12 protein-coding genes are annotated in these 13,775 nt (G+C 54.4%); 6 read left to right on the top strand and 6 right to left on the bottom strand.

Features of this window, described 5'->3' with window-relative positions:
- Window positions 1-2: 2 nt before the first annotated feature.
- On the bottom strand, window positions 3-887 hold the full coding sequence (locus tag K5E19_RS21475) for an ROK family protein (protein WP_221553001.1): 885 nt from the start codon (window positions 885-887) through the stop codon (window positions 3-5).
- 165 nt (window positions 888-1,052) lie between these two features.
- Between K5E19_RS21475 and K5E19_RS21470 the strand changes: the two genes are divergently transcribed.
- Window positions 1,053-2,591, top strand: coding sequence for an aldehyde dehydrogenase family protein (locus K5E19_RS21470; protein ID WP_221553000.1), 1,539 nt, complete (start codon window positions 1,053-1,055; stop codon window positions 2,589-2,591).
- Here K5E19_RS21470 and K5E19_RS21465 read toward each other — a convergent pair.
- Window positions 2,588-3,553 (bottom strand): LysR family transcriptional regulator, encoded by a 966-nt coding sequence (locus K5E19_RS21465; protein ID WP_221552999.1) that lies wholly within the window; start codon window positions 3,551-3,553, stop codon window positions 2,588-2,590. The two genes, K5E19_RS21470 and K5E19_RS21465, sit on opposite strands and share 4 nt — an antisense overlap.
- 117 nt (window positions 3,554-3,670) lie before the next feature.
- Between K5E19_RS21465 and K5E19_RS21460 the strand changes: the two genes are divergently transcribed.
- The 3 genes from K5E19_RS21460 to K5E19_RS21450 all read left to right on the top strand — a co-directional run bounded on the left by K5E19_RS21460 (window position 3,671) and on the right by K5E19_RS21450 (window position 5,225).
- On the top strand, window positions 3,671-4,411 hold the full coding sequence (locus K5E19_RS21460) for a MipA/OmpV family protein (RefSeq protein ID WP_221552996.1): 741 nt from the start codon (window positions 3,671-3,673) through the stop codon (window positions 4,409-4,411).
- Between the two features lie 209 nt (window positions 4,412-4,620).
- Window positions 4,621-4,806, top strand: a complete 186-nt coding sequence (locus K5E19_RS21455) for a type II toxin-antitoxin system HicA family toxin (protein WP_221552995.1) — start codon at window positions 4,621-4,623, stop codon at window positions 4,804-4,806.
- A gap of 14 nt (window positions 4,807-4,820) precedes the next feature.
- Window positions 4,821-5,225: a type II toxin-antitoxin system HicB family antitoxin gene (locus tag K5E19_RS21450; protein ID WP_221552994.1), complete on the top strand. Its 405-nt coding sequence runs from the start codon at window positions 4,821-4,823 to the stop codon at window positions 5,223-5,225.
- A 55-nt stretch (window positions 5,226-5,280) separates the two neighbouring features.
- On the opposite strand, the gene K5E19_RS21445 is transcribed toward K5E19_RS21450, so the two are convergent.
- Together K5E19_RS21445 and K5E19_RS21440 are read right to left on the bottom strand one after the other, a co-directional pair.
- The gene (locus K5E19_RS21445) at window positions 5,281-7,230 is read right to left on the bottom strand and encodes a glycoside hydrolase family 127 protein (RefSeq protein ID WP_221553023.1); all 1,950 of its coding nucleotides are present in this window, start codon (window positions 7,228-7,230) and stop codon (window positions 5,281-5,283) included.
- A gap of 10 nt (window positions 7,231-7,240) precedes the next feature.
- Complete coding sequence (locus K5E19_RS21440) at window positions 7,241-8,641, bottom strand: MFS transporter (RefSeq protein ID WP_221552993.1); 1,401 nt, start codon at window positions 8,639-8,641, stop codon at window positions 7,241-7,243.
- A 225-nt stretch (window positions 8,642-8,866) separates the two neighbouring features.
- Between K5E19_RS21440 and K5E19_RS21435 the strand changes: the two genes are divergently transcribed.
- Together K5E19_RS21435 and K5E19_RS21430 are read left to right on the top strand one after the other, a co-directional pair.
- Window positions 8,867-9,676 carry an AraC family transcriptional regulator gene (locus K5E19_RS21435; protein WP_221552992.1) on the top strand — a complete coding sequence of 270 codons (810 nt, stop codon included), beginning with the start codon at window positions 8,867-8,869 and terminating at the stop codon, window positions 9,674-9,676.
- 92 nt (window positions 9,677-9,768) lie between these two features.
- Window positions 9,769-10,224: a 4Fe-4S dicluster domain-containing protein gene (locus tag K5E19_RS21430; RefSeq protein ID WP_221552991.1), complete on the top strand. Its 456-nt coding sequence runs from the start codon at window positions 9,769-9,771 to the stop codon at window positions 10,222-10,224.
- Between the two features lie 4 nt (window positions 10,225-10,228).
- On the opposite strand, the gene avtA is transcribed toward K5E19_RS21430, so the two are convergent.
- Both avtA and K5E19_RS21420 read right to left on the bottom strand, forming a co-directional pair.
- Complete coding sequence (avtA, locus tag K5E19_RS21425) at window positions 10,229-11,485, bottom strand: valine--pyruvate transaminase (RefSeq protein ID WP_221552990.1); 1,257 nt, start codon at window positions 11,483-11,485, stop codon at window positions 10,229-10,231.
- A 186-nt stretch (window positions 11,486-11,671) separates the two neighbouring features.
- Window positions 11,672-13,702 carry an alpha-amylase gene (locus tag K5E19_RS21420; protein ID WP_221552989.1) on the bottom strand — a complete coding sequence of 677 codons (2,031 nt, stop codon included), beginning with the start codon at window positions 13,700-13,702 and terminating at the stop codon, window positions 11,672-11,674.
- Window positions 13,703-13,775: the final 73 nt, after the last annotated feature.

The following is a 13,775-nucleotide window of genomic DNA, read 5'->3' as shown; positions in this document are numbered from 1 at the left end:
CGTTACGTATGACGAGCGAGTTTCTGCTTCGCCAGCCACACCGCGCCCAGTCTTCCTGCCTGGTTACCCAGTTTACAGGGAAGAATGGGCACCTTAAGGGCCTCCCACTCCTCGAATCGCTGTAGGTACTTATCGAGCAGGAGATAAATTTTCTCCTGCTCGCTTATCCCGCCGCCAATCAGCACGGCCTGGGGATCGAACATCGAGATCACGCTATAAACGCCGCGCGACAGAAAATGCGCCCAGGCTTCAATGGCTTCGCGCAGATGCACGTCACTTTCCATACGTTTAAACAGCTCTTCCCCGTGGGGCATTTCGTCTTCTGACAGCGCCAGCGCACGGCTGCAGGCTTTCATCAGACCGCTGGCAGAGGCGACCTCATGCATTGGTTCACCCTTGTCCCCTACGGGCAGCACGCCAAATTCACCCGCACGGTAATGCGACCCGCGATAGAGATCGCCTTCCATCACTATTCCGCCGCCAATGCCCGTGCCGATGGTGATGCAGACGAAATGTTCGTAGTCCTTACCTGCGCCCTGCCAGCGTTCGCCCAGTGCCGCACAGTTGGCGTCATTTTCCACGGTAACGGGAAGATCGGTCAGCCCGGTAAACAGCTCGCACAGGTTTTCACCATCAAGATAGTCAAGCGCCCCCGCTTTTGCCGCTTCGCCGGTATGGTGGTTAATATGGCCGGGAAAACTGACGCCGATGCCGACAATGTCATTTTCCTTTCGGTACTGCTCTACAACGCTTTTCCATTTCTCTTTGAATGTACTGGCATCCTCAGGGGTATCGTACTCATCGGACGTGAGTTCGTTGCCGTTTTCATCAATCACGCCGTGTTTGATGTGGGTTCCGCCCACGTCAAAGCCGATAAATAGCTGCATCGCATCGTTCCTCATGAGCCCTTGAGCTGTTAAGTATGGCTCAGCGGCAGAAACGAAACGTAAAGTACGGTAATCCGTGATACGCCTCGTAAACCCGTCACCGGTTGGCGAGAAAATCGCCAGTGGGAGCTACCCTTGATGTACACCAACAGCAAGGAGACGGTCATGACAAACAATCCTCCCTCATCACGTATCCAGCCTGGCGAGTATGGTTTTCCCCTCAAGCTGAAGCCCCGTTATGACAACTTTATTGGCGGCGACTGGGTAGCACCCGTCGACGGTGAATACTATTCCAACCTCACGCCCGTCACAGGCCAGCCGCTGTGTGAGATAGCCAGCTCCGGCAAGCGCGATATCGACCTGGCGCTGGATGCTGCGCACAAAGCCAAAGATAAATGGGGCCAGACTTCCGTTCAGGACAGAGCCGCCATGTTGTTCAAAATCGCCGACCGGATGGAGCAGAATCTGGAGCTGTTAGCGACGGCGGAAACCTGGGACAACGGCAAACCGATCCGTGAAACCATGGCGGCAGATGTGCCGCTGGCGATTGACCATTTCCGTTATTTTGCCTCCTGTATTCGTGCTCAGGAGGGGGGAATAAGTGAAGTTGATAAAGACACCGTGGCGTACCATTTCCACGAGCCGCTGGGCGTGGTGGGGCAAATTATCCCGTGGAACTTCCCGCTGCTGATGGCGAGCTGGAAAATGGCGCCCGCGCTGGCGGCCGGGAACTGCATCGTGCTCAAACCGGCACGTTTAACCCCGCTGTCGGTGCTGCTGCTGATGGAGGTCATTGGAGACCTGCTGCCGCCAGGCGTCATTAACGTCGTCAACGGCGCCGGTGGCGAGATTGGGGAATATCTCGCCACCTCAAAACGCATCGCTAAGGTGGCGTTTACCGGGTCGACGGAAGTGGGCCAGCAAATCATGCAGTACGCCACCCAGAACATCATCCCGGTAACGCTGGAGCTGGGTGGTAAATCACCGAACATCTTCTTCGCCGACGTTATGGATGAAGAGGATGCGTTCTTCGATAAAGCGCTGGAAGGGTTTGCGCTGTTTGCCTTCAACCAGGGGGAAGTGTGCACCTGTCCAAGCCGCGCGCTGGTGCAGGAGTCCATCTATGAGCGCTTTATGGAGCGGGCAATCCGCCGCGTGGAGTCTATCCGCAGCGGTAACCCGCTCGATAACGTCACGCAGATGGGCGCGCAGGTCTCGCACGGGCAGCTGGAAACCATTCTTAATTACATTGATATAGGTAAGAAAGAGGGCGCTGAGATCCTGACCGGGGGCCGTCGTAAGCTGCTGGGCGGGGATTTGCAGGAGGGTTACTACCTTGAACCGACAATCCTGTCCGGTCAAAACAACATGCGCGTCTTCCAGGAAGAAATTTTCGGACCGGTGCTGGCCGTAACGACCTTCAAAACCATGGAGGAGGCGCTGGAGATTGCTAACGATACGCCGTATGGCCTGGGTGCGGGCGTCTGGAGCCGCAACGGAAATCTGGCTTACAAAATGGGGCGCGGCATTCAGGCCGGGCGCGTATGGACCAATTGCTATCACGCCTACCCGGCGCATGCGGCATTTGGCGGTTACAAGCAGTCGGGGATTGGGCGAGAAACCCACAAAATGATGCTGGAACATTATCAGCAGACAAAATGTTTGCTGGTCAGCTATTCCGATAAGCCTTTGGGACTGTTTTAATTGCCTAACTCAGGCCGTCCCTGGACGGCCTGAGTGATTTGCTGGCGCAGGCAGTTCAGTACACCGTCCAGGACATACTGCACACGCCAGGGTTGATATTCGCGCTTGCGGAATATCGCTGTGAGATCGAGCCACCACTCTTCCTGATGTGGGAAACAGGCGACCAGCATGCCATGAGTCAGCTCTTTTTTTAGACTTTCTTTTGGCGCGAAGACAATACCAAGATTATTTCTGGCCAGCTCTAGCGCCGTCTGCGTATTATCACAAATATAATTTCCGGATACTTTATAGTCATGAGCCTCTTCACTGCCGTGTACGCGGAAGCGCCAGATATTGGCATCATCGACCAACATCGAGTCTATTAATATACACGAATGATTTATTAAATCTTCCGGTCCTTTAATCGGGTGTTTAGTTAAATATTCCTTGCTGGCAAATGCGGTGACGGAATATTTTGTCAGCACGCTCGCGACCAGGCTTTCATCTTTTGGCTGGGCGTAAGTAATGAGAATATCGCAATCGTCTGGAAACGTCACACCGTCGGAAAACTCGTTCCGATCGAGGTTATAGGTTTTTAACGACAGGCGAATATCACCAATCTCTTCTATCTTATGGATCACATGACGCGCCAGATAGGTCACGATACCTGTTGGGGCGTAAATCGTCACTTTGCCGCGTTTTTCGTGTTTATAATCGGCAATAAAATTAATGAGTTGGCTATTTTTATCCAGTGTGGCATTCACATAAGGTAGCAACGCCTCACCGAATTGCGTCAGCGCTAGTTGGCGTGTCGTACGTTCAAACACCTTGAGTCCAACGCGGGTTTCAAAATCGGACAAATATTTGCTTACATTGGCCTGCGCCATCCCCAGCAGGGCAGCAGCATCGCCAATACTGTGGGTAGCGGCGATGACGGAAATAATTTTTAATTCACGTGGTTTCAATTGTAAGCTATTCATCATACACGCCCATCTATATGGTTTTATATATAGTATTATATAAACGGCAGCGTTGCTTTGGCAAATTTGTAACCATTATTATGCGCCTCGCTTGTTCGGCGTTTAAATGGATTGCATAGAATGACTGTTAAATATAATTTACTCATCGCTGCCGCATTATTTTCGGCTTCATCCGCAATGGCTGGCGACTTTTCACTAGGGGCGGGGGCGGTATTTAACGAGTCGCCTTACAAAGGGTATAACGAAAATACCACCGCTGTACCGTTAATTAGCTACGAAGGCGATAACTTCTATGTGCGCCAAACCACGGGCGGATGGATCCTGTGGAAAGACAGTAAGAATGAAATCAGCCTGACCGCATCCTGGATGCCGCTGCATTTCGACCCGGATGACAATGACGACCATCAGATGAAGCACCTCGATGAGCGTAAAGCTTCGGCATTCCTCGGCGGCGCGTACTATCGCCATGAAAAATGGGGTTCCCTGAAATTTGCCGTTTCCGGTGATGCGATGGATGAAAGCGGCGGCGTGGTGGGTGAGATTTCTTACTTCCGCCCGATCCGCATGGAACGCCTGACGCTGACGCCTTCTGTGGGCATTTTCTACAGCGATGAAAGCTATAACGATTACTACTACGGCGTATCCGGCAGCGAGTCTCGCCGCTCAGGTCTGGATGAATACACCGCGGGCGACACCTGGACGCCATACGTTGGCCTGGCGGCAAAATATCAGCTGACGCAGAATCTGTACCTGAATGCCAGCGCGGTCTATACCGTGTTGCCTGACGACGTGAAGAACAGCCCGATGATTGACCGCGACGACAGCTTCGCGCTGATGACCGGCCTGACCTGGCGTTTCTGATGCGGTAAAGCCGGGTGGCGGCTTCGCCTTACCCGGCCTACGATCGTGCCTGCATTTTTATCTGCAATACAACGTATTCCTTTTTCATTTTTCGATGCTTCTTCCTGTTCCACTAAAACACGGCTGCACTGATGTTCCTTATGCGCTAAGGTGATTCGACCCGATAGCAATGGTGTGTATCATGTGTATAATCATGGAAGGATTGGGATGTGAAAAGTGCGGATGTCATTACTGTTCTGATAAGCCATGGCTGGAAATGTGTCAGAACGAAAGGAAGCCATCATCAGTTTCGCCATCCCGAACAGAAAGGGCTGGTTACTGTCCCACATCCTAAGAAGGATATTAAAACAGGCACTCTCGCCCAGATCTGGCGACAGGCGGGAATTAAACACTGATATCAGGAGTAGTTATGTTTTATCCGGCTTACATTCATTCTGACTCCGACGGTAGCGCCAGCGGCTTTTTCCCTGACGTTCCAGGTTGTTTTTTTGCAGGTGATTCCCTGGACGATGCTTTTCAGGATGCACGTGATGCGCTCACAGCGCACTTCGAAGCGCTGTTTGAAATGGATGATGCACTGCCGCTTCCGGGTAATGTGGAAGCGCATCTGGAAAGTCGTCCTGAGGATTTCACAGGCGGGCAATGGCTGTTGGTGGATATTAATATGAAACAGTTCGACGGCAAGGCCGAGCGTATCAACATCACGATGCCTCGACGTTTGCTGGTAAAGATTGATTCCTTCGTCAGCGAACATCCTCAGTTCGGTAATCGAAGCGCATTTCTGGCTGAGGCAGCACGTCGCGTGCTGCCGTAGCATTCACCCTCTCCCGTGGGAGAGGGTTGGGGTGAGGGCAACAGGCCGCAGATATTCAGCCTTCATCCACCCATATCCGCATTTCCCCTTCTCCCCGGTTAGCCCAGCTGAACCAGGGAATAAAGGTCAGCGTCTGGGGCTGACGTTGTATCGGCGAGCGATCGTACTGCCACAGCGCATCCGTGTCCTTCACGTGACACCCAATCCCCTCTGCCTGTATCAGCATCTTGTGCGCGAAAATCCCTTTCCCTTCAAAGACCCTGAACTTGCTGTTTTCAGGCAGAGAAAGATGATGAAGATTGGCACCGTTATCGGCCTCTTCCAGGCAATAGACCAGCGGTCCGCGCTGCAGGGCGACTTTCCCCGCCTGCTGGCGGACCTGTGGGTTGCCATACACCCGGCGAACCGGCATAGGTAACGTTAGCGTAATGACGTCACCCTCCTGCCAGCTGCGGGTCAGATAAAGATATCCACGGGAGATCTCGCCCGTTACCGCTTCACCATTTAATAAAACGTCAGGCGCGGCACACCAGTCCGGCAGCCGCAGGGCGAGCGTATGCGTGACGGGAACAGGCGAGGTAATGTCGATTTTTACCTCTTCATGCCACGGATAGTTACCGCTAATTCGCAGCGCCAGGGTTTCGTCGCCAACCGGTATGGCGACATCGTTGCCCACGTAGAGGTTAATAAAAAGCGCATCCTGGCGGACGGTATAAATGTAGTGCCCCAGCGAGGTCAGCACGCGGGCGATATTCGGCGGGCAACAGGCGCAGCCAAACCAGCGCTGGCGGACGGGTTTCACGTGATCGTAGATATGGTTGAACGCCAGCGTTTTCGGATGCACCTCCAGCGGATTCACATAAAAGAAATGCTTACCGTCCAGCGCCATTCCGCCCAGTACCGTGTTGTATAACGCGCGCTCCATTACGTCGGCGTAGTGGCCGTCGGCCTCCATCTCCAGCATCCTGCGCGCAAACATCATCAGACCGATGGAGGCACAGCTTTCGGCATACACCGTATCGTTGGGTAGATCGTAATCGCTGCTGAACGCCTCGCCGCTGCTTTGCGAGCCGATTCCACCGGTAATGTACAGCTGGCGCTGCGCCATATTTTTCCACAGCCGCAGACAGTCCTGCCGTTTACCCTCGTCATGGCTCAGTCGCGCCAGATGCGCCATGCCCGCCATCAGGTAGACAAAACGCACTGCGTGGCCGATGGCCGTTTGTTGTTCAGAAAGCGGCTGATGCGCCTGGCTGTAGGCTTTGTCCTTGACCATCCAGGCCGGACCATAGGTATTCCAGTATGATGTTCTGCCGCGCTTCTCATATTCGATATCGTAGAAGTGAGGCTGCACGCCGCGTTGTTCAACGAAATATTTCACCAGCGTGAGATAGCGGGGCTCCTGCGTAACGTCATAAAGCCGCATCAGCGCCAGCTCGATTTCCGGATGGCCCGGATAGCCGTGAAGCTGGTTCTCACCGGGGCCAAACACGCTGTCGATGTGGTCCGCGAGCCTGCAGACAACATCCAGCAGACGGCGTTTCCCTGTGCCCTGGAAATACGCCACGCCCGCTTCAATCATATGTCCGGCGCAGTATAGCTCGTGGCATTCGGCCAGATTCGTCCAGCGCTCCTCAGGGGCTTTCACCGTAAAGTACGTGTTGAGATAGCCATCTTCACACTGCGCTGCGGCAATCAGTTCGATGACCTCGTCGGCGGTTTTTTCCAGTTCAGCATCCGCTTTCTGGCACAGCGACCACGCCACGGCTTCGAGCCATTTCGCCACGTCGCTGTCCTGGAACACCATGCCGTAGAATTCACCTTGTTCCAGGCCCGCCGCAATGCGGAAGTTGGTGATGGCGTGGCTGGGTTCGGCTTCCGTCACGCGATCGTTTAGCGCATCCCACTGGTAGGGGATCACCACCTCACGCACCAGCCGTTGATACTGCCCGAGAAACGGGTCGTTAATTTTCAGTTTATGCAGGTCGGCTTCCATAATGGACATCATGTTCTCCTCAGGAGGGTATGTGACGCTGGCGCAGGTCAGTGGCAATGCGCGACATCATAGGGTTGTTGAGTCTGCACCAGCGGATAGAGACGGCCAGCAGCAGATGGAAAAGGGCGGGGAGCAGCGTCTCCATGGCGGTGATGCCCTGCAGTGAAGCAGGCGTCTGATTGCCCGCACCTGGCTGATAGGCCACGGCAATAAACACCAGGCTGATGATCCCGGCGCTGGACGCCCACGCGAGCTTGATGAAAAACAGGTTGAAGGCGAAGTTCATCCCCGACGAACGCACGCCGGTTTTCCACTCGCCGTAGTCGTCGGCAAAGGCCATCAGCGAGAAGTGCAGCGGCAGGTTGAAGCCCAGGATCACGCCGTTGCTTAAAATGACGATCAGCCAGAGCGTCTGGTACGCCGGGCCGCCTGGCAGGAACCACATTCCCACTGCGAGCGCGGCGAGCACCAGGTTGGTGTAATAGTAGAGTTTGACGGTATCAATACGGCGCGACAGCGGGCTGACGATCACCGCGCCCAGAATGGCGGCAAAGGTCACCATGGTGAAAAACAGCGAGGTATACGCGGTACTGCCCTGCAGCACGTAGGTGATGAAGTACATATACCCGCCGCCTCGAATGTTGAAGACGTTGATCAGCAGGAACGACATCACCAGCATCAGCAGCAGCTGATCGTTTTTACGCAAACCGGCCAGATGCTCACGCAGGGTGAATTTGCCCATCAGCGCCAGCGGGACGCGCTCCCGCACCCAGAAGAAGCAGCACAGGAACATCACCACGGCGACAGCGCACAGCACCCCAACGCCAAGCTGGTAACCTTTTGCGGCATTGCCCTGGCCCAGCGCCTCGACGAGCCACGGCAGACCCACTGAGACCAGGAAACCCGCAACACCGCAGAGTACAAAGCGCCATGACTGGCAGGAGATCACCTCATTGTGACGGGTGGTCATGGTGTTGATCAGCGCGCAGTAGGGCACGTTGATGGCGGTGTAGCCAACGGACAGCAGCAGGTAGGTGCCGAATGCCCACGCGATTTTCACGCCCATGCTGGCTTCCGGAACGGTGAAAGTCAGCACGCCGATAATCCCGATCGGGAAGGCGACCCACAGCTGCCACGGGCGAAAACGTCCCCAGCGGCTTTGCGTGCGGTCAGCAATAATGCCCATAACCGGATCGGAAATGGCGTCAAATACGCGCAAGGCAATAAAGAGCGTGCCAACGAGCGCAGGCGTCAGACCAAAAATATCGGTATAGAAGAAGGTCAGAAAATTCATGATCAGGCAGGTAATCACCGTACCGCCCGCATCACCCAGGCCGTAGCCAATTTTTTCGCGGACGGACAAGTGGCTATCTGTTGCCCCTTGTGTCACGTCTGATTCTGTAATCGGTGTGGAAGTCATGAAGTAACTCCTCAGTAATCGAATTTATTATCGTATTTGTGCAAGGTACTCATTTATTCTGCACCGAACGGAAAGGCCAACAAGGGAAGGGAAAAGTATAAAAAGATGACGATTCCGACCTGATGATAAAAATGTGATTCCGATCGGACAGTTATTCGAATATTGATTAATAATCAAAGCGTAAGTTGAATATTGATGGCAATAAAAGCGGAATGGTGAATATCCATGCTTGAATTATCCATAGCGCTTCCGATTAAGGTCCAAAATGGCGGGTTATTTATCTCCCGGGGTGTGGGCCGCCACCCTGCGCGAAAATTAACGTCGTGGGAGATTATTTTTGTCGAAAAAGGGACATTAACGATCCAGGAAGAAAGCACGTTATTTGAGGTAAAAGCAGGAGAGAGTTTGCTGCTTTGGCCAGACCGACGCCATGTGGGCGTGGGCGACTTTCCGGCCGATCTTAAATTTTACTGGCTGCATTTTGAGGTTGAGCATCACCCGCCCCGGTTGCCAAATTTGGCAATAGAACAACATTGCCGAGTGAGGGATGCACAGTATGTGATTTCTCTTTTTCGCCAGTTCCTGAGTGAGCAGGAGAAATTACAGCGAAGCGTGGCGCTGGAAATCATTTTATTACTGATTTTACAGCAAATTTCCATTTCATCAGGATATGAAGATAATGCTGATGAAGCCGGTGCGGCGATGGCGTGGAAGGCGAAGCAGCTCATTCGCACGCAGTTTCATTTACCGCTTTCTACGTCGCAGCTGGCAAAAGCATTGCACTGCAATGCCGATTACCTCGGACGCGTATTTCGCCGGACTTTCCATTTAACCCTGACGGAGGCGATACATCGCCAGCGCGTCAGGGCAGCGGAAAAGCTGTTGCTGGATGGCTCTGCCTCGCTGACCGAAGTGGCAACCCGCTGCGGCTTTAATGACGTGGGCTATTTTCGGCAGATATTTTCAAAGCATACCGGGCTAACCCCCGCCGTCTGGAAACAGCGGTACTGTAAAGAGCACATTAATTCCGGATGAGCGCATCGTATTTGACGCATAGCATCTTCATTAAAACGGGCGTTATGTATCATGTCCGCATTACCCGGTTTTAAGCACGCGAGGCGTAACAGATGAACCGATTTATCATGGCGGATGCGGATAAATGCATTGGGTGCCGCACCTGCGAAGTGGCCTGTGCGGTTTCGCATCAGGAATTCGTCACCGCAAATGATTTCATGCCCCGCATTCGGGTGGTGAAAGGAGATTCTTATACCACCGCGGTCGGGTGTCATCAGTGCGAGGATGCACCCTGTGCAAATGTGTGCCCAACCGGCGCAATCCAACGCTCAGACGGAGCCTGGCTCGTTGAGCAGGCGCGCTGCATCGGGTGCAAAAGCTGTATGGTGGCGTGTCCGTTTGGGGCGATGCAGGTTCGTCTGGAGGGAAATAGGGCGCAGGCGCTGAAATGTGATTTATGCGCGCATCGCAAGGGCGGACCTGCCTGCGTTGAGGCGTGCCCGACCCACGCGTTAAGCTGTGTCGATCCCGCCAGATTACGCGCCGAGCGGCTGCATAATCTGGTGTAAGAACTTACTGACCGTTTTCGCGCCAGGCGTTCTCAATCTCTTCCGCGAGAATTTTCACACCCGCTTCGATTTTTTCTGGATCAGGCACATAGTTCATGCGCATGCACTGGTGCGTGTGTGGCCAGGGTTTATCCAGCCCCGGGAAGAAATAATCCCCCGGTACCATCAGCACCCCACGCTTTTTCAGGCGCTGGTAGAGAAGTTCTGTCGTAATCGGCAGATCCTTAAACCACAGCCACAGGAAAATCGCGCCTTCAGGTTTGTGGATCAGGCAGCGTTCTTCCGGTAAATAGCGGCGAAGTATCGCGATCGTCTCCTGAACGCGCTGGAAATAGAATGGCTTAATCACGTCATTTGACAGGCGCAGCAGGTCGTTGCGCTTAATCATTTCGCACATCATCGCCGGGCCGATGCCGCCGGGTGAAAGGCTGATAATGCCGTTCATGTTGGTAATGGCGGTGATGATTTTTTCATTGGCAATGATGATACCGCAGCGGCTGCCCGGCAGGCCCAGCTTAGACAGGCTCATGCAAAGAACGATGTTCGGGTTCCACAGCGGACGTGCTTCGCTGAAGATAATCCCCGGGAACGGCACGCCGTAGGCGTTATCGATCACCAGCGGAATGCCGTGCTGATTGGCCAGCGCATCCAGCTTCATCAGCTCGTCGTCGGTGATCACGTTGCCCGTTGGGTTAGTCGGACGTGATACGCAGATCATGCCCGTCTCTTCGCCAATATGCAGATGTTCAAAATCGACGTGATATTTGAACTGGCCTTCCGGCAGCAGTTCAATATTCGGGCGCGCGGAGACGAACAGATCCTCTTCCAGGCCGGAATCGGCATAGCCGATGTACTCCGGTGCCAGCGGGAACAACACTTTTTTAGTGGTGCCGTCGGCGCGACGCCCTGCGAACAGGTTAAACAAGTAGAAAAACGCGCTCTGGCTGCCGTTTGTCAGTGCAATATTCTGTGGCTCAATATCCCAACCCAGCTCTTCACGCAGCATATCGGCGAGGAGTTTTAGCAACTCGGTTTTACCCTGAGGGCCGTCATAGTTGCAAAGTGCATCGGTTGCTTTGCCGCTTTCCAGCATCTGAGCGAGCAGCGTCTGGAAATAAGTATTCATCTCCGGGATTTGAGCCGGGTTTCCGCCGCCGAGCATGATTGCGCCCGGTGTGCGCAGCCCGTCGTTGAGGTCCTCCATCAGGCGGGTAATGCCTGAATGGCGGGTAAATTTGTCGCCGAAAAGTGAAAACGTCATAGCAGGTGATCTGTCGGGCTTATTATGAAAGGGGGTAACCATAACGCTAGCACCGTGCTGGTGCAAATCAGGGGATGTGGTCGGATTTGTTGTTTTGTCTGGCAGAGTTGGATTTGTGTAGTGAATAGTTCTGGTAGGTTTCCCCTCACCCTAACCCTCTCCCCGGAGGGGAGAGGGGGGAGAACGTTATTGATTCCCTGCCCACACGACCATCACCTTGTCGCCTTTGTGCTCGCGCACGAAGCCGTACCCCTCTTTCAGCGACAGCGTGGTTTGCTTGCCTTCACCAATCGCCGGGTGACGGGCGCGGAACTGGCCCAGCGTTTGCCAGTGAGCGACGGTTAAGGCCTGCTTGCCCGTCACGTCCTGCCAGTTCATATCCGAACGGGTGCCCTGAAGCGGGTCGGAGCCTGTCGGGCCGAACGGACGTTCAGATTCATCGCCGTAGTAAATCTGCACGCTGCCCGGCGCCAGCATGAGCAGCTCCGCCGCGCGCTGGCCGCCTTCGCGGAACAGTCGCGTGTCGTGTGACGATAGATAGCTCAGCACGTTGAAGCTTTGCAGTTTCTCCGCCATCTGCTGCCACGTCATATCAATATCAGCCAGACACTCCACCGCTTTCGCCGCCTGCTCCTGATAGTCAAAGTTGATCATCGCGTCAAAACCGTGGCGGTAATAATCGCTCTGCATCACGCCGTGTCCCCAGGATTCACCGGTCATCCAGAAGGGTGCATTGTCGAGTTTTTTATCTGGGTTAGCCGCTTTCCACGCTGCCAGTGCCTGGCCTGCCTGATCTTTCAGCTGCTGCCACGCGTCGAGTTCAACGTGCTTTGCGGTATCAACCCGGAAGCCGTCGATACCGTAGTCACGAACCCACTGGCTGAGCCAGTGGGTCAGGTAATCCCGGGGCGTGAAACTGGCTACCGCTTTAGCGTTCGTGTCGGGCTTGAGTTGGTAGAAGTTTGGTAAACCTGATGGGGTCGTCGATTCCGTTTTCAGATCCGGCAGGAAGGCCAGCGACATGGTTAAATCGTCGAAGCCGGGGTTGTCGTAATCACCAATGTCGGTGCGGATCCATTTCTTGCCCCACCATTTTTCCCATGCGGCTTTGTCGCTAAAGTTGATGTAGTCGTTAAAGCTGTGCCAGCTTTGTCCTGCGCCAGGCTTCCAGTCCGTCCAGCGTTCACCCAGCGTTTTCTTCAGCTCATCGCCCTGCAGATAGAGCGCGCCAAACTGGTACTCCTGCATGTCCGCAAGGGTCGCGTAGCCAACGTGGTTCATGACGATATCAAACAGAATACGGATACCACGCTTGTGCGCTTCGTCAACAAGCTGGCGCAGGTCATCTTCGGTGCCCATGTTGGCATCGAGCTTCGTCCAGTCCTGCGTGTAGTAACCGTGATAGGCGTAGTGAGGGAAATCACCTTTGGTTCCGCCGCCCACCCAGCCGTGAATTTGCTCCAGCGGAGAGCTTATCCACAGCGCGTTAACGCCCAGCTGCTGCAAATAATCAAGTTTGCCGGTAAGCCCCTTGAGATCGCCACCGTGGAAGGTGCCGATCTCCTGCATACCGTCTTTATGACGGCCATAGCTGTTGTCGTTGCTCGGGTCGCCATTTACAAAGCGGTCGGTCAGCACGAAATAGACGGTTGCGTTTTGCCAGCTGAAGGGCGCGGGCTGGTCGGTTTCGGCACGCTCAAGCAGCAGCAGGCCGTTGCTGTTGGCGGCAGGCTGTAGGGTGATTTTGCCGTTCTGCACCGTCGCCGTTTGTTTGCTGTAGAAATCACGCACCACCGTGCCTTCCGGGAAGGTATTGTTTACCTCCAGCGTCAAAGGCTTGCCGTCCCACTTTGGGCACTGCCGGGCGACGTTCGCGACAGGTTGCTCTGCTGTACTCTGAATGGTCAGCATCAGGGTTGGCGTCCCAGAGCGGGTATCGACACGCATCTGATAATCACCGTCACGGAATAGCCGCCACTGTGGCGGTGCGCCCTCGCAGTGCTTGAGCGACAGCATCTCGTTGAGTTTTATGGCGCCCGTTGGCTGCCAGCACGTGTTGTCAAAACTCACTGTTAAAGGACGGGTACCCTTCGCAAGCTTTGCCTGGCTGGTAAAGACCCCGGTACCTTCCGCGCGAAATGCGCTGAATCCCGGCGATGACCAGTCTGCATGTGCCAGTGCGGGTAATATCAGGAGAGCAAATGCGGTGCGTTTCATTCCATTTTCCTGTCGCGGCTTTTTTGACCAGTGTGCCACCGGCTACGGAGGAAAAACTCCTCCTCCGACGGTT

The organism is Enterobacter sp. RIT637, from assembly GCF_019718755.1.
Taxonomy (GTDB): domain Bacteria; phylum Pseudomonadota; class Gammaproteobacteria; order Enterobacterales; family Enterobacteriaceae; genus Enterobacter.
This window is presented reverse-complemented; position numbering and strand designations above follow the sequence as displayed.